At 62.1% G+C, this 19,067-nt stretch carries 16 protein-coding genes; 3 read left to right on the top strand and 13 right to left on the bottom strand.

What is annotated here, in order from left to right; translation table 11 throughout:
• Positions 1-79 precede the first annotated feature (79 nt).
• The 7 genes from ACEN9K_RS10400 to ACEN9K_RS10370 form a co-directional block, all read right to left on the bottom strand.
• Positions 80-3,547 carry an NAD-glutamate dehydrogenase domain-containing protein gene (locus ACEN9K_RS10400; RefSeq protein WP_495635659.1) on the bottom strand — a complete coding sequence of 1,156 codons (3,468 nt, stop codon included), beginning with the start codon at positions 3,545-3,547 and terminating at the stop codon, positions 80-82.
• 31 nt (positions 3,548-3,578) lie between these two features.
• Positions 3,579-4,631 (bottom strand): DUF4392 domain-containing protein, encoded by a 1,053-nt coding sequence (locus tag ACEN9K_RS10395; protein WP_134164247.1) that lies wholly within the window; start codon positions 4,629-4,631, stop codon positions 3,579-3,581.
• A 5-nt stretch (positions 4,632-4,636) separates the two neighbouring features.
• A complete protein-coding gene (locus tag ACEN9K_RS10390; protein ID WP_134164248.1) occupies positions 4,637-5,923 on the bottom strand; it encodes an aminotransferase class I/II-fold pyridoxal phosphate-dependent enzyme in 1,287 nt (428 codons plus the stop codon).
• Positions 5,913-7,034 (bottom strand): glutamate cyclase domain-containing protein, encoded by a 1,122-nt coding sequence (locus tag ACEN9K_RS10385; protein WP_134164249.1) that lies wholly within the window; start codon positions 7,032-7,034, stop codon positions 5,913-5,915. The genes ACEN9K_RS10390 and ACEN9K_RS10385 overlap by 11 nt, the downstream gene beginning before the upstream one ends.
• 3 nt (positions 7,035-7,037) lie before the next feature.
• On the bottom strand, positions 7,038-8,351 hold the full coding sequence (locus ACEN9K_RS10380; RefSeq protein ID WP_134164250.1) for an MFS transporter: 1,314 nt from the start codon (positions 8,349-8,351) through the stop codon (positions 7,038-7,040).
• 143 nt (positions 8,352-8,494) lie between these two features.
• A complete protein-coding gene (locus ACEN9K_RS10375; RefSeq protein ID WP_134164251.1) occupies positions 8,495-9,967 on the bottom strand; it encodes an aldehyde dehydrogenase family protein in 1,473 nt (490 codons plus the stop codon).
• On the bottom strand, positions 9,964-10,866 hold the full coding sequence (locus tag ACEN9K_RS10370) for an NAD(P)-dependent oxidoreductase (protein WP_134164252.1): 903 nt from the start codon (positions 10,864-10,866) through the stop codon (positions 9,964-9,966). Before ACEN9K_RS10370 ends, ACEN9K_RS10375 begins: the two co-directional genes overlap by 4 nt.
• A 390-nt stretch (positions 10,867-11,256) precedes the next feature.
• On the opposite strand from ACEN9K_RS10370, the gene ACEN9K_RS10365 reads away from it, so the two are divergent.
• Positions 11,257-12,201 carry a LysR family transcriptional regulator gene (locus ACEN9K_RS10365; protein ID WP_134164253.1) on the top strand — a complete coding sequence of 315 codons (945 nt, stop codon included), beginning with the start codon at positions 11,257-11,259 and terminating at the stop codon, positions 12,199-12,201.
• A 350-nt stretch (positions 12,202-12,551) separates the two neighbouring features.
• On the opposite strand, the gene ACEN9K_RS10360 is transcribed toward ACEN9K_RS10365, so the two are convergent.
• The 6 genes from ACEN9K_RS10360 to ACEN9K_RS10335 all read right to left on the bottom strand — a co-directional run bounded on the left by ACEN9K_RS10360 (position 12,552) and on the right by ACEN9K_RS10335 (position 17,703).
• Positions 12,552-13,097, bottom strand: a complete 546-nt coding sequence (locus ACEN9K_RS10360) for a LacI family DNA-binding transcriptional regulator (RefSeq protein WP_166673058.1) — start codon at positions 13,095-13,097, stop codon at positions 12,552-12,554.
• Between the two features lie 94 nt (positions 13,098-13,191).
• On the bottom strand, positions 13,192-14,019 hold the full coding sequence (locus ACEN9K_RS10355) for a DUF6807 family protein (protein WP_134164255.1): 828 nt from the start codon (positions 14,017-14,019) through the stop codon (positions 13,192-13,194).
• Entirely contained in the window at positions 14,016-15,011 is a 996-nt protein-coding gene (locus ACEN9K_RS10350) for a LacI family DNA-binding transcriptional regulator (protein WP_166673059.1), read from the bottom strand. Before ACEN9K_RS10350 ends, ACEN9K_RS10355 begins: the two co-directional genes overlap by 4 nt.
• Before the next feature lie 7 nt (positions 15,012-15,018).
• Positions 15,019-15,210 (bottom strand): hypothetical protein, encoded by a 192-nt coding sequence (locus tag ACEN9K_RS10345; RefSeq protein WP_495635658.1) that lies wholly within the window; start codon positions 15,208-15,210, stop codon positions 15,019-15,021.
• 785 nt (positions 15,211-15,995) lie between these two features.
• Positions 15,996-16,820, bottom strand: coding sequence for a fumarylacetoacetate hydrolase family protein (locus tag ACEN9K_RS10340; protein WP_488314718.1), 825 nt, complete (start codon positions 16,818-16,820; stop codon positions 15,996-15,998).
• A gap of 1 nt (position 16,821) precedes the next feature.
• A complete protein-coding gene (locus ACEN9K_RS10335; protein WP_134164269.1) occupies positions 16,822-17,703 on the bottom strand; it encodes an IclR family transcriptional regulator in 882 nt (293 codons plus the stop codon).
• Positions 17,704-17,833: 130 nt separating this feature from the next.
• Between ACEN9K_RS10335 and ACEN9K_RS10330 the strand changes: the two genes are divergently transcribed.
• A complete protein-coding gene (locus ACEN9K_RS10330) occupies positions 17,834-18,556 on the top strand; it encodes a ribonuclease activity regulator RraA (RefSeq protein WP_208324238.1) in 723 nt (240 codons plus the stop codon).
• The gene (locus tag ACEN9K_RS10325) at positions 18,553-19,044 is read left to right on the top strand and encodes a nuclear transport factor 2 family protein (protein ID WP_134164270.1); all 492 of its coding nucleotides are present in this window, start codon (positions 18,553-18,555) and stop codon (positions 19,042-19,044) included. The genes ACEN9K_RS10330 and ACEN9K_RS10325 overlap by 4 nt, the downstream gene beginning before the upstream one ends.
• Positions 19,045-19,067: the final 23 nt, after the last annotated feature.

Genomic DNA, 19,067 nt, shown 5'->3' with positions numbered 1-19,067 from the left:
GGCGGGTGCTGTGCGTGGCAAGAGTCCTGGTCCTGGTCCTGGTTATGTTTTTGGTCTTTTTGTGGTGGAGGCGGCCCGCTCAGCGTGTCGTAAAGGCTGCGGTGCGCAAGCTCCGCAGGGCACGCAGGACGATGGTGAGGATTTCAAAGTCCCTGTTCGTTGCTGTTTCGCTGGCGCTGAGTTCTGAGAGGGCGTCCGAGATCAGCCTGAGCCGGTTTTCAATGACCAGATGGGTCACCTGGGTCGAGCTGACCGCCTGGGGTAGGGCCAGCGCGACGGAGGCACTGGAAAGGACATCATAGAAATCCTCGCGCAGGGCAGCCCGTGCCATAGTTTCCCAAGGGTCGTTGCGAGGCAGCGAATCAATCCTGCTCAGCAGGCGGCTGCCTTCGATTTGCTCGAAGAGATCAAAGTACGTGGTGGCGAGCAGGGACGGAACAACACCTGTTGCCGCCGCTGCATCAGCTATGTCCAGCAATGGGTACTGGTAGAGCAGCGCTGCACTCTGCCGCGCAAAATCCTCTGGCACTCCCCTGGCCTTGAGTTCGGCGGCGCTTTCCTCGATCCCCTGAACCTGGCCAGGATGCAGAAGCGCCTCCAGCTGAGCCGACAGTTTTTCCACCGGACGCCGGTATTTTTCGATCTCCGCCAGGACGTCGAGAGTTTCGGTCTGGTGTTTGAGGAACCACCTGCTTGATCGGTCGAGCAGGCGCCGCATCATGCGGTCCATCCGCTCCTGCACGATGGCCGGGACCTTGCCGTCCAGTCCTCGGATATAGCTGAAGAAGGCTGGCTGGTTCCAGATTCCGGCAGATATGAAATATGCCCTAACCGCGTCTGCTTCGCTGGCACCCGTTTCCTCGCACAGGCGGAACACGAATGTGATGCCTGAGTGGTTGAGGATCCTGTTTGCCAGGGAGGTCGCGATGATCTCCCTCTTCAGGGGATGGCCTTGGAGGTGCTTACGGCCTTTTTGCAGAAGCTGGTCAGGGAAGTACTCCTCAAGTTCCTGTTGGGCCCACGCTTCGTCGGGTATGGTGCTGGCGAGGATTTCCTGGCTCAATGACGATTTCATGTGGGCGAGGAGCAAGCAGATCTCAGGCCGGGTTAGGCTCTTTCCGCTGTCCAGCCGGCGAAGGACTTCCTCATTGCTGGGCATGGTGTCCAACTCACGGTGAAGGCGGCCTTTGGCTTCCATGAAGTCTATTGCCCGCAGGTACACCTGTGTCATGGACTGGGTGTGGTCGACAGTCGTTCCGAGCGCGAAGTTTTGCTCGTAGTTGTTGGCAAGGACCGATTTCGCCACATCGTCGGTCATGGCGCGCAGGAGGCCTGCGCGTTCGGATACGGCGATGTCCCCTGCGGTTACGGCGGAGTCAAGCAGGATCTTGATGTTCACTTCATGATCAGAGCAGTCCACGCCCGCCGAGTTGTCGACGGCGTCGGTATTGATCCGAACCCCGGCCAACGATGCCTCGATCCGACCCCGGGGAGTGACTCCTAGATTTCCGCCTTCACCGACGATGTCAACCCTGAGCTCGTTGGCGTCGATGCGCACGGAGTCATTGACCTTGTCCATCACGTCAACATGGGATTCGCGGCTGGCTTTGACGTAAGTTCCGACGCCCCCGTTGAACAGCAGGGTCGCCTGGGCTTTCAGAATCGCCTTGATGAGCTCCTCGGGTGTGAGGGTGACGGGTCCTTCATACCGCAGGGCGTGCGCCGCTTCGGGTGAGATGCGGATGAGTTTGGCCTGGCGGGAGAACACTCCCCCACCAGCGGAGAGTTTGGTGCGGTCATATTCGTCCCAGGATGAACGTTCGAGGTTGAAGAGACGTGAGCGTTCCTCATAGGACTGGGCCGGGTCAGGGGTTGGATCGAGGAAGATGTGGCGGTGGTCGAAAGCAGCCTTCAGCGCGATTTTGTCGGTATAGAGCATGCCGTTGCCGAAAACGTCACCGCTCATGTCGCCGATGCCGATGGTGTCAATCGCGGCTGTATCCCATGGGAAGCCCGCTTCCATGAGGTGTCGTTTCACGGACTCCCACGCTCCTCTGGCGGTGATGCCCATGGCTTTGTGGTCGTAGCCGACCGTCCCCCCAGATGCGAAGGCGTCGTTGAGCCAGAATCCGCGTTCGACGGCGACTGCGTTGGCCAGGTCCGAGAAGCGCGCGGTACCTTTATCTGCCGCGACCACGAGGTACGGGTCCTCTGCGTCATACCTGACGACGTCAACCGGGGGCTGGATCACCGTCGCGTCGCCTGTGGCCACCACATTGTCGGTGAGGTCCAGCAAACCATTGATGAAAGTTGTGTAGGCTTCCCGCCCGGCGTTCGCGGGGTCGGTTCCTGCTGAACCTTTGACGTAGAAGCAGCCCTTGGCCCCTGTGGGCACGATGACGGCGTTTTTGACGACCTGTGCTTTTACAAGATCGAGCGCCTCGGTGCGGAAATCCTCCCGCCGGTCACTCCAGCGAAGGCCACCCCGTGCGATGGATCCAAAACGCAGGTGGATGCCCTCGACTGTGGCGGCATACACCCAGATTTCGTGTTCCGGGCGCGGCTCGGGCAGCAATGGCAGATCGCCGGAGGCAAGTTTCAGTGCGATGTAGGCTTTGGGTTCGGCATTGAGGCCGCGCTGGTAGAAGTTGGTTCTGACGGTTGCCTTCATCGCTGCCAGATAGGAGCGGATGATCTTGTCGTCGTCCCGGGCGGTGATGTCGTCAAGGGTTTCCAAGATGCCGGTCAGCCTCGCCTGGGCCACGCTGCTGTCAGGGGTTTTGCCCGGGTTGAAGCGGCTGTCAAAGTACGCGATCAAGCGCGCGGCGATGTTGCCGTGGCCTGCCAGCACGTGGGCGACGCGTTCCAATGAGAACCCGAGCCCGCTCTGCCGAAGGTAGCGGAAGTACGCGCGCAGCAGCAGAGCGTCGCGGTAAGAGAGACCGACCGCGGTGATGAGGCCGTGGAAGGCATCGGACTCGGTCTTTCCGGCCCAGACTGCCCGGATCGTTTGTTCGATCTGGGCGTGGTTTCCTTCGCCGGTGGTTTCACTGTCGGCGCTGTCAATGCCAAGGTCGTAGATCCAGGCCGGCCGCTCATCCTGCGTGACGACCCGATATGGCCTCTCATCCAGGATGGCGATGCCCAGATCGCGGAACGGCGGCACAAGGTCCTCCAGGGACAGTTCCACCGGACTGATGATTTTGAGCCGTTGACGGCCTTCGCCCGCTCCCGGGCGGTAGAACTTAAGGGTGTACTCCCCGGCCGCACCTGACCAGTCCTCAATGGCAAGGCAGTCCCGGACTGCTTCCGCGGCGCCGAACACTTCACGGTAGGACAGCGGGATCGCCCCGAGCCAGCGGCGAGTCAGAATATCTGCCTGGCCGGCTCCAAGGGCGCGGCGGGCCTCAGCCGTGAAGGAGGTATTCCATTCTGCGACCCAGTCGGCCAGGTTCGTCGAAATGCCGCCAGGAGCAGCGTTAGGTGGTGGTGTTTCTTCGCCTTCGCGGGGGCGGTTTCGGGCTTGATCTTCGGTCAGGTGCGGCATTGGGGAGCTTCTTTGATCCTTGCTTGGGGGCCTATGCGACGGACAGGCCCGGCCTGATGAGGGCGGAGAGGAGTTCCACTACGGCCAGGTGCGTGGTGACGTCGATGTTGTCGACCTTGGGGTCGACGATGCCAACGACGGAGTTGATGAGCCCGACGTCGACGCCCCTGCGCAGGAGTGCGGCTTCCAGATCGGGGGTGTGGAGGATTCTCGGGTTCCGCAGGCGCGCAGCCAAGGCTGCCGTGATCGCGTAGCAGCCCCAGTTGGAACATGCTGCCGTCACCAGCGCCTGGACCTGGGTTGTTGCCCCCAGGCCGCCGCCGCATGCCGTAGACCCGTCGGCGCCGTGTGGGATGTGGGCCGCGACGGCGTCGGCGACGTTGCCCATGCCGATTTCGTTGCCTCCGTCTCCGACGGCGACCGTGGGGATACCGCGTTCGAAGGCGAGGTCGAAGACGCGGTCTACGCGGGCGCGGTCCTGGCCGAAGTTGATCCCGCGCATGTTGTAGTAGAACCCGTTCTTGTTCCGGCCGACCCGTTCGGTGGAGAACAGCAGGGAGGGCTTGTACTCGTCGAGGACCTGCTGCGCGGCGGCGGGTGCTTCATCATCGCTGGTGGTAAAGGGAACGAGTGCCACGGCCAGCAGTGTTCCGCCGGTGTTCGCTTCGATGGCTTTTCCCGGGGGCAGGACGGTCAGTCCGGCTGTTTCGAAAATGGGGCCAAGGGCGGGGATGAGGGTCTCCTCGGCCAGGACGACGGGTGTGGCCCCCTTGCCGAGCGCCAGTGCACGTGCAATGACAGCCGCGCCGGCGGGGCCGTCGTTTTCGCCGATGGTCGGGGAGATCCAAGCGCGCGAGACTGAGCCGGTGGTCATCAGGACCGTGGATTTCTCCGGGACGGCTGCGAGAAGTTCCGCGGCGCGGCCCACGAGGGACCAGCCGTCCTGACGCTGCAGGGCTGCCTCGAAGAGGTGCTCGACGCCGCGGCCGCCGAAGTCGATGTTGACGATGCGGTCCAGCCGGTTATCCTGGGCGGCGAGTGTCCGGCTCAGGGCGCTGGGTTCGTAAGTGGTCAGTTCAGGCATGGGTGTCAGCTCCCGAGGATCAGGGTGGAAATAGCGTTGGTGTCGTGAAGTTGGGCGGCCAGGGCGTCCAGTGATTTGTCGACTGCGGCGGCGACTTTCAGTGGTCCGCCGGTCCGGCGAAGGGCGTCCAGGGTGGGTTTAAGACGAAGGGACACCCTTGCTCCCGGCTGTCCGTGGGTGTTGACGGTGAGGATGCCGTGGTCCCGGAGCAGGAGGGCGCCGAGCGCGGAGGCGGTCTCGGAGGGAACCAGGGTGCTTTCTTCCCGGCCGGACCGTTGCATGGCGATGGCGTGAATGTCGTCTTCGTGGACCATCGGGCCCAGGTCGCTGCGTTCCACGACGGCGCCAAGGAGTGCTTCGAGCGCGTCGGAGATCTGCTGCCCGGATATGGATTCGGTGCGCAGATCCTCCGGGTCGAAGCTTTGCAGGGACCGGAGGGCGCCGGCGGCAATCGGTGCGCGGGCTTCGGCGCCGACTTCCGAGGCCTGGGCTGAGGCAGCTGCGACCAGGGGCGGGCGGCCGACCAGAATCCCGGCGCGCGGTCCGGCGAGGCCGGCCTTGTCGCAGTTGGTGATGCTCAGGTCGGCGCCGAGTTGCAGCGAAGGCTTGCCTCCGTGCAGGACGGTGCGCAGGCGGGCACCATAGGCTTCATCGAGCAGGACCACAGCATTTTCGGCCTGGGCGAACTTGACCGCGGCGGCGGTACCTTCATCTTCCAGCCGTTCCAAGCTGGACGTGACGGTGGTGACGACAACCAGGGCAGGCTTGTGGGTTCGGATCAGGTCCTGCCAGTCCCCGTCGATGCCGGATTCAAGGCAAGGGACGCCGGCGAGCCGGGAACCGCGCGGAAGTGAGGCGTGGGAGCGGGCGTTAACGGGAACGATCGAGATCACCGGTTTGCCGGCCGAGAGGGCGCAGATGACTGCGATGATGCCTGCTGTGGTGCGGTTGAACACCGCGGCCGCATCGTCTGGGCGACCGCCGAGGTGGCCGATGGCTGCCTTGCGCAGTTCTTCGGCGAACAGGCCGGGGCCCACCCATTCCTCGGCGTAGGTGGCAAGGTCTTCCACCCGGAGAGGAAGGTCCCGCTGGTTGCCTGTGTAAACGGCGACCGCGTCTGCACCCGCGGCCCGGACGCGTTCGGCGGCGACGGCCTGTCCATGGCGGAGGCGGCGGCCTTCGGCGATGCTGGAGTCGATGATGGCACCGCGGGCGTAGCCGACCATGGGGTCGATGGGGTTGCCGAACCGGTCGGTCCTGACCGATGGTGACGCGGACTGGCTAGCAGACAAGACGAGGGCCTTTCGTTGTGGCGGTGTTGAAGATGTGGATGGGTTGGGGCTCGACGGTCTGGGCGCGGGAGGCGGTGGTCGCCGCGACAGCCTCCATCAGTGCTATGACGTGCTGGTGGGTTGCCAACGGAATACCATCGGTCTGCAGTGCCGATGTGCCCGTTGCACCGTCCCGGGCGCCGGCCTCCAGGCAGGCTTTGAGGAGGATCTCTTCGGCGGCGCCTGTGTGGCAGGCCTCCGGCAACCGAAAGCTTGCCGCCAGTGCCGCGGCGAGGGCGTAGGCTCCCCAGTTGGAGACGGAGGCGCTGACGGTGACCTGGGTCTTGGTCACCGTGTAGATGCCTGAATCGCATCCTGCCCGGCAGATCCCGTCGCCAGGAAGGCGGCTGGCGATGCGGCGCCGGTGGGCGCCGAATCCGATCTCATTCCCGCCGTCGCCGATCCCGATGGTCAGGATTGAGGACCTTGCAGCGAGGTTGGCCAGGTGATGCAGCTGGGCGACATCGTCGGCGGACCGGCAGTCCCCCCGCACACCGTGGAAGCGGCCCTGTGATCCTGGACCGTCGCGTTCGACGAAGACCACCGCTGCGGGGTGATAAAGGGTGACCAAGCGTTGGGACGCCTGGCGTCCTTCGCGTTCCCCGGGTTCCACTAATTCGATTTCGGGTTTGAAGCCTGCCGGATAGGTCAGGGCATCCACTGCCGCCCTGACGGCGGGAGCGTGGCGGGCTTCGGTAACCATGACGACCTTGGCGCGGAGGGTCAGGGTGATTGCCCTGCCCAAGGCTGCTGCGCCCATGGGTCCGTCCGTCTCGCCCTGGGGCAGCCATGGGCCGATGCCTGCCCCAGTGGCGATCAGGACTGTTGAATTGTTTGCTACGGATTCCCGCAGGCGCCGCTCGGCGACACCTGTGAGGGGTTCCCCGAAATAGTCCCGGCAGGCACCGTAGAGTCCCGCGACGATTCCGGCAGGGAGTTTGCCGTCAGCGGGCCGGATCTCGATGCTCATGAGCCGGTCAAGGCTCTCCATGATTGCGGCGAGGTGCCGCTCGTCTGCCACGGGGGCGGCGGTTGGTGCTTCTGCGCTGTGGGTTTTCGGGGAGGTGTTCATGATCTAGACGTCAATCCGGCTCTTGTAGGTCTCTTTCAGCAGGAAGGTGCAGGTGACGCTGATGACTGCTGCGATGATCACGTACACAGCGACCAGCTTTGACTGGCCGGTGGTGCTGACCAGCCAGGCTGCCACGATCGGGGTCGGTGCGCTGGAGATGATGCCTGAGAGTTGGTAGGCCAGCGAGGACCCGGTGTAGCGGTACCGGGACGGGTACTGCTCGGCGTAGATCACTGCGTGGAGGGAGCCGGTTGAGGCGTGGCCGATGCCGAGGCCGAGGATCAGGGCCAGCCAGACCAGGGGCTCGGAGGCTGACTCCAGGAGCCAGAAGAAGGGGAAGGCGTAGAGGCCGAGGAACAACGAGCCTGCACCGTAGACCTTCTTGCGGCCAAAGCGGTCCGACAGCCAGCCGAAAACGGGCTGCAAGCAGAGGTCCACGGCTGCGGCGATCAACAGGCCGGTTACCGCCCAAGTCCTGGGCAGGTGCAGGTTTTCGGTGACGTAAACCAGGGAGTATACGGTGATGAGGAAGTAACCAACGTTGGCCGCGCTCTGCAGGAAAACAAGGTTCAGTGTGCGGCGCTTGTCGTTGGCAAAAACCTCGCGGATGGGAAGCTTGGCGATCTTGCCTTCCTCCTGGACCTTCTTGAATGCGTCAGATTCGGTCACGGCCAGACGGATGTACATACCGATAGCGAGCAGGAGGAAGCTTGCCAGGAACGGGATGCGCCAGCCCCAGCTGAAGAAGTCCTGGTCAGGCATGGACGAAACGGCTGCGAAAGCACCGGTGGAAAGTAGCAGACCAGCCGGAACACCCATCTGCATGGTAGCCCCGAACAGTCCGCGGCGGCCGGCGGGTGCGTGCTCGACCGACATCAGGGCTGCACCGCCCCATTCACCGCCGAGGGCGAAACCCTGGAAAACGCGCAGGATGATCAGCAGGATGGGGGCCCAGATCCCGATGGTCTGCTCCTCGGGAATAAATCCGATAAGCCCGGTGCAGAGTCCCATCACCGACAGCGTCAGGATCAGCATCTTTTTGCGGCCGAGCTTGTCGCCGAAGTGCCCGATGACGACGCCGCCGACCGGGCGCAGCAGGAAGGCCACGGCGAAGGTTGCCAGGGAACTGAGCGTGGCAACCGAGGGCTCCATGTTGGCGAAGAAGACCTTGGGGAAGATCAGTGACGCCGCGGTGCCGTAGAGAAAGTAGTCGTACCACTCGATGGTGGTTCCAATGAAGGAGCTGGCAGCTGCCTTGACGGAAACCCTGCCCTTGGTGTCGACCGGTACCGGTTCGATTACACCTTGACTGCTCATGATGGGTCCTTTCGGTTCCGGCGTCGTTGCCGGAACACCTGATGGAGGATCTGGGATGGCCAAGCACCTTTTGTGCATGGATCTGGTGGTGGATGGCGAGAGAAGGCGGTTGCGAGAGTCCTGTCGCCTTCTCCCGCCGGCTATTAGAGAGCGATGGTGATGCTCTTGCGCTGGGTGTAGCTTTCGAGTGCTCCTTCGATGGAGTACTCGGCACCGATGCCGCTCTGCTTGCGGCCGCCGTAGGACATTCCGGGAAGCTGGCCGCCGGCGCGGTTGATCTGAACCCATCCAGCGTCGATGTTTTCCGCCATCCGGAGGGCGGTGTTGAGGTCCTGGGTGAAGACGTAGGCGGCGAGGCCGTAGTGGGTGTCGTTCGCCCAGGCGACAACGTCGTCTTCGGTCTTCCACGGGATCGCCACCAGGACCGGGCCGAACACTTCTTCCCGCGAGATTCGCCAGTTGTTGTCGACGCCGGCGATGACCGCGGGCGTCAGGCGCAGCGGTGTGTCCGCGTCCAGGGCCTCCGAAGGACCGCCGGCCAGGAACTGTGCTCCCTGGTCCGCTGCTTCCTGGACGAATTCGGAAATCTCTTGGTAGCGGGTCGGGTTGATAACCGCGCCCATGTCGGTGGCCTCATCGAGAGCGTCGCCGATGACGAGTTCGTTCACGGCGGCGACGACCTTCGGCATGAAGTCATCCCAGATGTCGGCGTGGACGAACAACCGGGAGCCTGCGGTGCAGGACTGGCCCTGACGTGCGAACCGCATTGCCGCAACGACGTTCTTGGCAGTTTCGTCGGTGTTGCTGTCCGGGAAGACGATGGCGGGGCTCTTGCCGCCGAGTTCCAGCGTCGCGTGGCCGATACGGTCGGCGACCGCGTGCAGGACACCGCGTCCGACTTCGCTCGATCCGGTGAAGGACACCTTGGCGACATCCGGGTGCTGTGACAGTGCGGCGCCTGCCTCGGAGCCGCGGCCGGTGACGACGTTCAGGACGCCGGTCGGCAGGATCTCGGCGGCCAGTTCGCAGACGCGGATAACGGCCAGGGGCGCGTCTTCGGCGGGCTTGAGGATCAGGGTGTTGCCGGTGGCCAGGGCCATGCCGATCTTCACGGCCCCCAGGACCAGGGGTGAGTTCCACGGAATGATGGCCGCTACAACGCCCAGCGGGTCGCGGGTGGAGTAGCTGAACAGTCCCTGGCCCAGCGGGAGGGTTTCTCCCTTTTGCTCGGAGGCGGTGCCGCCGTAGTAGCGGAGCACTTCGGCGGTGGAGGCTACCTCTCCGCGGGACTGGGTGCGGATCGCGTTTCCGGTTTCCGCGGCGAGGAGGCGGGCGATGTCTTCGGCGTTGTCCGCCACCGCATTGCCCAGACGGGTCAGGAAGGCCCCACGCTCCCTGGCCGGAAGCTGCCGCCAGGTGCGGAACGCTTTCTGGGAGGATGCGACTGCCTGGTCCACGTCCGCTGCGGTGCTGCGGCCGATCGTGGTGATGATGCTCCGGTTGCTGGGGTTGTGGACGTCGAGGGTGCCGCCGTCCTTGGGATCAATCCACTGGCCGTCGATCAGGAGACCGGTTGAGCCCTTGCTGGGGAGCACGAGGGTGGGCTGGGTCGTCATGCGTTGTTCTCCTTCGCGTCGGCGCGCAGTTGCAGGCCGAACAGTTCCTCGTAGATTTCATTGACTCCGGTGGAGTCCTGTCCGCCAAGCCCTTTGGCACGTGCGGCGTTGTAGGTCTGCATGACCAGCTGGCTTACCGGCATCGGGAACTGGCCAAACTCCTTAAGGCACAGGCTGATATCTTTGTGCATTAGGTCCAGCGCGAACAGCGGTGGCCGCTCTTCGGTGAACAGTGTCTTGCCGAAGTGGTCCAGCATCTTGCTGCCGGCAAGACCGGCGCTGTAAACCTCGGTGAGGGTTTTCAGGTTGCCGCCGGCCTTGATAGCTGCGGCGAGAACCTCGCCCGCTGCAACCGTGTTGATGGCGACAAGCATGTTGTGGCTGAGTTTGGTCAGCTGACCGGCCCCGACCGGACCGCAATGCACGATCCGGGACGAAATCTGCTCCAGGTACGGGCGGACCTTCTCCAGGTCCTCCGGGCTGGCTCCCACCATCAGCAGGAGCGTCCCGGCAGCTGCAGCAGCGACGCCGCCGCTGACGGGCGAATCCACGAAGCGGCCGCCCTTTGCCTCTGCAGCGGCCGCCAGGGAACGAGCGGTTTCCGGGTCGACCGTGCTCATATCGATGATCGTCACACCAGCGAGGTCGGCTGCGAGGACACCACCGGGGCCTTCAATGGCGTCGCGGAGGATCGCCGGGTTGGGCAGGCTGGTGAAAACAACATCAGCGCCTTGGGCTGCCTTTGCCGGAGACTGCGTGGCGATAGCGCCCTGCCGGACAAGTGCCTCCACTGCCGCAGTCTTAGGGTCGAAGATCTGGACGGCGTGGCCGGCTTCGAGAAGCCGGGCTGCCATGCCGGACCCCATGCGGCCGACGCCGATAAATGAAAGTGTCGCCATTCTAGTGTCTCTTTCTTGTCCGTATCCCTGGAACGGTGCGTTGCAGGGACAGCAGAGCGGGTATTTCAGTACCGACGTCCCTGAGGCTGAATTTGGACACCCTGTTGAAGTAGGGAAAGCGGTACTTACGATTTGCGGGACTTTGATGAGTTGATCCAGGTCACATCATCGCCGCCTAGAAAAAGGTTACGCATCAAAAACAGTCGGTACAAGCTTCTTTTAGTTGCACTAAGGGAAAGAAAGTCTTTCCTCTACCTGCGGGCGCCGCGGACTTCCCCAATAGTCCGCCCGTGAGCGTCAAGACGAGCCACCCGTAAGGTAGAGTTCGCTGAAAGACGCTCATAGGGGCAGTTTTTCTGACTCTCCGAAGATGAAGGTCGAACAGGCACAATGATCAACGTTCAGCGACTGAGGCTGCTGCGGGAGCTGTCCTTCCTAGGGACGATCTCGGCCGTGGCGGACTCACTGGGCCTGACTAGGCCAGCCGTCTCACAGCAGCTGTCCCAACTGGAAAAGGACACCGGACTGGTCCTCGTGGAGCGCGCCGGACGTAGCGTGCAACTTACGGGCGCCGGGATGCGGCTCGTCGAGCAAAGCCACGAGGTTTTCGAGTCCCTCGAACGCATAGATGCGGAACTCGCCGTGACGAGGGAATCCATTTCCGGTGACCTGCGAATAGCGGCCTTTCCGTCTTTTTCGGCGACGGTACTCCCCGGCGCGATGTCCTTGCTGCGTTCCTCGCACGCGCAGCTAAAGGTCTCCATGGTTGAGCATGAGCCCGCCGAAGCCATTGTGGACCTGATGACCAAACGGGCCGACGTAGCGGTGCTTGATAACCTGTCCCGACACGACCCGCGCAACGAAGCGGTGATGTACCAGCCCCTCTTCGGGGATGACTTCTACGTGGTGATGCCAGAAAAGCACCCTTATCGCAAGCTCGACACCGTGCCCTTGGCGCATCTCGCAGAAGAGGACTGGGCCCTGAACAGGTCGGCCCGGGTCTACCACTCGCTGGTCTCCGACGCCTGCCTCGCCGAAGGGTTTGCCCCTAACATCACCTGCGACTGCAAGGACACCACAACCGTCCTGCAAATGGTGAGGGCCGGTTTGGCAATCTCTATCCTGCCCGGACTGGCTCTCACCGGGCACCAACAAGGAATCGCCATACGACCCCTGGAGCCACTTCTCAAACGTGAAGTTCTCTTCGCCACCCTCAAAGGCCGCGCCGGCCATCCAGCCATCCAAGAATGCTTCCGCGCCATGAGGTCCTCATACGCCCGTAGGAGCCAGCCCAGCCTTCTGGGGCTGTCCAACGAAACGTCGGAGACGGCATGACCTTCCTGCCGCCAGCATTCGGGATCGGCCCGAGCAGCTTTCTGAAGGTAGCCCGGCGGCAAGTAGATGCCACGATCTGAGACCCAGGCGAACCGGACGGGGTTCATAACAAGGGCCGCATCGCAACAGGTGTCGCCCGTTTTTCAGGGAACCTGCTGCGAGCCTGAGCACATGAAGTACACCGAAATCTGTCGTCCGAGCGCTCGACCAGGGTGGATGTCGCCTGTCAGCCCGGCCTAGTCTTGCATGACACGGCTATTGACCGAATCCCCCTTGTAGCCATTTATGCAACAGGTGTAGAAAGTAGCTCCGAGAACTCCCAACCCCTAGCGGATTCTAAACGCGGAACATCAGCGCATCCCCACCCGCGCAGCGGGACACAGATGGCCGCTGAGGTGGTTAACGAGGGGCAGCATTGCTGCTTTTGGTTCACCGGCTCCGGAAATCCATTCGATGTTCCAGTTTGTGCTAGCTTGGCGCAGTTCAACACAGGGAAGTGACGCACCGAGGGTGGCCATGAGTGACCGACTGAAGGAGCAGGGTGCGGGCAAGATAATCAGTCCGTCCACCCTTCGAGCGATCATGGAGCGGATAGCGCGGCCCTCTTTGTCAACGTCGCTCCGTGAGCAGCTCAGGATTAGATGGACTCCCTTGGGGGTCAGAAATCCTTCGACTTCCTGAACTAGCTGGCTCACGTTGGAATGCACGATTTCCGGGACGATGATTCCCAATGCACCGCTTCGTGAACTGCGCAAGGCGGCTGCGACCGCGTTGCTCGTGTAGCCCAGTTCTTGTGCTGCGCGGGTCACAGCTGAATGAAGTTCAGGGGAGACGTAGCCGCCACCGTTTAAAGCGCGTGACACTGTTGCCGTTGACACCCCTGCCTGCTCGGCCACAGTTTTGATAGTTATGGCATGCCTGCGTTTGTCGCGGTTGTGCGCCTCGACGTCCGCCCGCTCAGGCTTTCGCATAGCTTTCCACCCCTCCCCATTAGATCGAGGATTTGTCAGGCGCGGGGCGGGCCAGGTCATCGATAGCAGCCATCAGCCATTCCGGATTGGCTCGACCATCACAGACGGCAACTCGCATTTCTAGTACAAGATCCTCGTTGACAGGCAGGCAGCGCCGTCCGTGGACGGCAATTGCCGGGCAGAAGCCAACATAGTCTTCGTCTCGGGCAAACCAAGGAAACCCCGAGGGATTCCAAGCGACCAGCGTTGCGACATCGGTGATGACGGCCAGCCACGGCGAAGTCGACCCATGGGCGTTTTGAATTCCTTCCCCGTCTGTTGTGACGAAGTCCGCGTACACAAAAGGCGTGCGCCAAAACAGGCCGCCGTAAAAGGCCCCCTCTTTTCCATTCGTATGAGGGCTGCCAAAAGTGACATCATCGCCGCACGCAGAGAGTGTCGAACGCCAGTCAAGCCTCCAGCCGGCATTGGCTTGGCGTAGGACTAGCGTCCGCTTTTCTCTCAGCAAAACAGTGCTATCCGGGGCGACCCACTCAATCAACTCATCAATCGTGTCGTCGGACTTCCTCCGTTCGACCACGGCCTGGACTCCATGATTGTCAAGCATCACGGAACCGACCTCGCGAACAAAGGTTCGACCGCCCCAAAAGCTGACACCATTAACATCGGGCAGGGCAGCACTGACCCCAACATGATGGGCATGGTCCGGGGCGAACAGTTGCGTGACGGCGATCCCACCAGTAGTCCTAGCCTGGAGATAGGGACGGGGCGAGAGATGCCGTGGCATGTTGGTCCCCTCCTCATATGTCGCAACCTCGAATTCGGCTAGGCGCAAGGTGCTGGTCATTGCCGTGGCCCCGTTGTTTGTCGGATCATGAGCTCGGGGCGAAATATGGCGGGTGCGACGTGGGCTTCACCCTTGAGCTCGGCTCGAAGAGCGACCCAGGCAGCTTCACCTAAGGATGGCTTCGGAAGTTTCATTGTCGTCAGAGGGGGCGAGGCGAACCGGGCGAAGTGAATGTCGTCAAAACCGGCGATCGAGACGCGTCCAGGCACTGGGACGCGATCTTCATTTAGTCGGCCGAGTAAGCCCAAGGCGAGAAGGTCATTGAATGCGAGGACTCCCGTGACGGTGGTGTCCTTTAAGGTATCCCACGCATAGTAACCATCTGAGAGCGACGAACCGCAGGGCACTTTCCTGATGGTCACTCCGGGGTGGGCCATCTCGACCTCACGGAAAAGGGTATCGAGAGTGGTTTGTGAGTTTCTGATGGCTGGACCGTCAAGGTAGGCAATCCGCGTGTGCCCGAGTGCTATCAGGTGTTCCGCAAGGGTGCGAATGCCGAAGATGAAGTCAGCGGAGACAGATGCCTCCGTTTGGAAGTGGGCTTCGCGTGTGATCACAATCGCTGGTTTCACTGTGGGCAGTAGTTCAGCCAACTGTTCCTCGGACATTCTCGGCGAGCACAAGAGGACAGCGTCGGTCCGGTTGCGGGCGTCCAAGACGAGTGCGGCCTCGTCGTCTACCTCTTCGTGGCTATCGGTGACGAGGATGCGATACCCATCGGCGGCAGCTGCGCTGTTGAAGCCTTGAAGGATCTGCTGGAAAGTGGGGTTGGAGAGATCTGGAACTAATACACCCACGGTTTTGCTCTGGCCCAGAGAAAGAGATCGAGCTGTATCACTGGGTGAATAGCCAAGTTCTCCCACGACAGTCCGGACCCTGTCGGCAATCTCGCCGTTCACTGTCGGGACGCCATTCATCACGCGTGAGACGGTGGCGCGGGAAACCCTGGCAGCAGCCGCCACATCAGCTATGGTTACGGCACGAACAGTCACAGTGTGCCTACGTTGCGTCCCCATGCGCCTTCCCTTCGTCTTCAGAAACAATGATGTCGAATGGACCGAACCGGCCGCTGGCCGGTTGGGGCCCCCGAGGCGCTGCTGCGAAAAGACCCAGTTCCGCGCCAATCCACTGGCCGGATTCTGCAGTGAAGATATCGCACAGTTCCTTCTGAAAACCGTCGGCCTCAAGCACGATCGAAACATTGGCAACAGCGTCTGTGGATAGGCGAACCGTTAGCGAGGTCGGCGGCACGCAAGCTCTTCGGCTCCGCACCCGGCAGGCCGGTGGGCCGCAAAGCGCCTCAACAGCAAGTCGGCCTGCCGCTGGCAGGCCAGCAAACTGATTTTAGTCAGCCTGGAGAGAGGAACGGACATCAAAGTCCCGACCACACTCGGGGAAAACTCATTAGGGTGGTCACGGACATGATGTTACGGGCCCTCCGCATATTCGGCCCTCGGGTCAGGCCGGCCCATGCCGGCAACCAGCCAGTGAAGCTCAAAAGCTGAATATGTCCACGTTGGCAGTAAATACGGAAAAGAGTGGGGAATTCGGCTACGGAACAACTGCTACGACGTCGGCAGCGTTGGGTACACCGGTAGCGAATGGACACTCACGTTTCAGGCCCCCAAGGCCTCAAACCCGGTCTCTTTGGCTGAGCCTTCGACAGATGTCCGATACGACACCGCCGTACCCGGCAAGACCACGACAGGCTGTGTGATTCCGGGTATCACTCCGGGCATCACGTATAACTCCGCCTACTACCCGTCCTTCACCGGGCACATCTCAAAGGCTCAGAAGAGCGGCCTTCCAGGAGGCTGGGATGGAATTCCCCTGCCCGGCTCGTCGACACAACGTTGCAAGCTGAAAACAAGAACAATGCATGCCCTTCGTCTTGCATCCGACCTGAGGGTCAATCATGTGATGACTATCCGTTCGCCAGCACATTTAGCGGTGCTTATCATTGGGCCGTGCGAAAGTCATGGCACCGGCAGGGATGCCGCTGCTACCGGGTTGGTAAGGCTTCCGATTCCTTGGATCTCCACCGTGGTCTCATCGCCCGGGGCGAGGAACCTGGGAGGAGTCATGAACCCGCCACACCCGGATGGGGTACCGGTGAGAATCACGTCTCCGGGGCGCAGGGTGAAGTGCCTGCTCAGGTAAGAGATAAGCGCCCTCACGCCGAAAACCATGTGCGCTGTGTTTCCGTCCTGAACGATGTTCCCGTTGACCCAGGTCCTGATCCGGACGTTCTGCGGGTCGGGAATTTCGTCGGCAGTGACGATGACAGGGCCGATGGGACAGAATGTGTCCAGTCCTTTGCCCCGCACCCATTGGGGATCAGCCCGCTGAACGTCCCGGGCCGAAATGTCGTTCGCCGCCGTGTATCCGAAGACGAATTCCAGGGCGTTTTCTTCCGGGATGTTGCGGGCCGTTTTGCCGATGATGACCGCGAGCTCGCCCTCCCAGTCAGCCTCTGTCGTCACGTCCGCGTCAAGAATGATGGGGTCTCCGGGCCCGACGACACTGGAGGAGAGTTTCGGGAAAAGATACGGCGTCTCTGGGATCGGGAATCCCATGTCCCTGATGGTGTCCCTGTAGTTGAGGCCGATCCCGAAAATGGTTCCTCCCGGATACGGGGCCAAGAATGCGTGGTGGGTCAGGGGTTCCTCGGCGGTATCTATTTCAGGTGCTTCCCCCGCCGTGATGGCGCCCAGGTCTGTCTGGGTTAGGACCCGCCATTCCCCAGCATCCTCGACAGCGATGCGGGTGCGTTCCTGCAGGGATATTCGTGCAATTCTCAAGCTATTTTCTCGTTCCTGCGGTAGGAGATGTGGCGTAGTTGATCGCCGGGTCATAGCCGAGACGGCGAGATATGGCTTCGGCGGTGCTGGCAACTACGGCGCCGATACGCGAAAGTTCAGGGCTGATTCGATCGGTTACCCCGGCAACGCTGATGGCGGCCACGGGCCGGCCCATGTTGTCGCGGATGGCGGCACCGCAACAAGTGCTCGACGGATCGATTTCACCATGGTCCTCGGACCAGCCGCGTTCGATGGTGCGTCGAACCTCTTCCTCCAAAGCCTGACGCGTGGTGATGGTGTGGGGTGTGAAGCGGTGATAGATCATCTTGGAAAGGATCTGCTCCCGCTCCTCCTGCGGCAGCGCGGCCAGGTATGCCTTGCCGACGGATGTGCAGTGCATGGGCCTCCGCGCCCCGACGTCGCCATGAACGGCGACAGTCTGGGGTCCTTTATCCCGGTAGATGAAGACCATCTCCGTACCGCGGGGGACGCCCAGATTGACTGACTCGCGGGTCTGCTGGACAAGCATCCTCAGGTATTCAGGCGCGACCTGAGCGACATCACTTGACTGCACGGCGGCAAGCGCCAGGCGGGCCGCAGCCGGACCCAGGTGCCAGATCCCAGCATGGCCGATGTCATCAACGTAGCCACGCTGCCGCAGGCGCTCCACCAGTCGGTACGTGGTGCTGCGACTCACGTGAACGGCTGCGGCGATCTCCCCGGTAGTCGCTCCCCGGGTCGTCGCCAAGAAATCAAGAATGGAAAGACTCCGGTCCAGGGCCGAAGCAGCTGCTTGGTCCTTCGCCCCACTCATACCCTCCTTCGTCTCACTGGATGGGACTTCGCGGTGGGTACTGTCCCGCTCCTCGATAAGTTCGCTCATTCCGGTGCTTCACCTCACAATCCGCTAGGTATTTCCTCGGTCTCTTGTCTAGCATCGATCCTAACAGGAATCCCGATAAACGAGACAGCTTCCCAGAAAATGAAACTTTTGAAGCGAAAAGGAGCAGGAATTGAGCATCCAATCCCAGCAGGTGGACCCGCAGGTCCTGGAAACCCTTAAGAAGGTCAGCACCGCGACGCTGGCAACCCAGCTGTTCAAGCACGGCCTGCGGCAGCAGTTTCTGGTCGGCGTGGCATCCGTGGGCCAGGTCAAGGAACCGTTCGCCGGAGAGGCGTTCACAATGCGCTTCATCCCTGCCCGCGAGGATCTGGACACCCTTGAGGGGCTCGCCGATGAGGACAACCTTCAGTGGGCCGGAGTTGAACAGCTTCAGCCGGGCCACGTCATGATCATCGACAGCCGCAGCGACATCAGCGCCGCCTCCGCCGGTGACATGCTTGTGACCCGCGCCATGCACCGGGGGGCGAAGGCCTTCATCACCGATGGTGCCTTCCGTGACGGCTATGTCCTGGAAACCCTCGACATTCCGACCTATGCCCGGGCCATCACCGCAACCACTCGCCTCACCAGCTTTCACGTGGCCGATCTCCAGGTTCCCGTCGGTTGCGCGGGCGTCGCCGTCTATCCCGGCGACATCGTCGTGGGGGACCCCGACGGCGTGATTATCGTTCCGCGGTCATTGGCCCCGATCATCGCCGAGGACGCCCTGGAGCAGGAGACGCGCGAGGCCTACCTTCATACCCGCGTACACAACGGAGAGTCCCTGCTCGGCCTCTACCCCCCGAACGAGAAGACGATGGCCGAGTACCAGGAATGGAAGGCATCACGATGACGGCACCCGCCAACCTCGCCACCCAGTACGAAGCCCTCATCAGGACCTACTTTGATGGCTGCAACGAAGCCGACGTGGAAAAAATGGCCGGATGCTTCACCGAAGATGCTGTCCACTACTTCCCCCCGAGCATGTACGGCGGGGCCTGGCACGGCCACCGGCTGATCGCCGAACGATGGGCGCATTTTGTCGCTACCAAGGGCTCGGCATGGACCATCGACCGCCTGGTCGTCGCACCCGAATCACACCAGGCCGTCATCGAATGGACCCACTACAAAACCCTCGAAGGCACCATCCTTCGCGGCGACGAATGGTACGTCTTCGACGAGAAGACCGGCCTGATCAAGGAAATTCGCGCCTACTACGCCGCGGCCCAACACCCCGGTGTCCCCGTCACAGAGCTCGAAGGGTTCGACTACGCCGGCCGCGGCTATTACCTCACCTGCCCAGTCCCCCGCCCTGCAGCCTCCGAGACTGCTGACGCCTAAATCCCACTTCAGCCCGCCGAAGA

This window comes from Pseudarthrobacter sp. Pseusp20 (assembly GCF_059492155.1).
The sequence above is the reverse complement of the archived record's forward strand: the minus strand, read 5'-3'. Positions and strand labels throughout refer to the sequence as shown.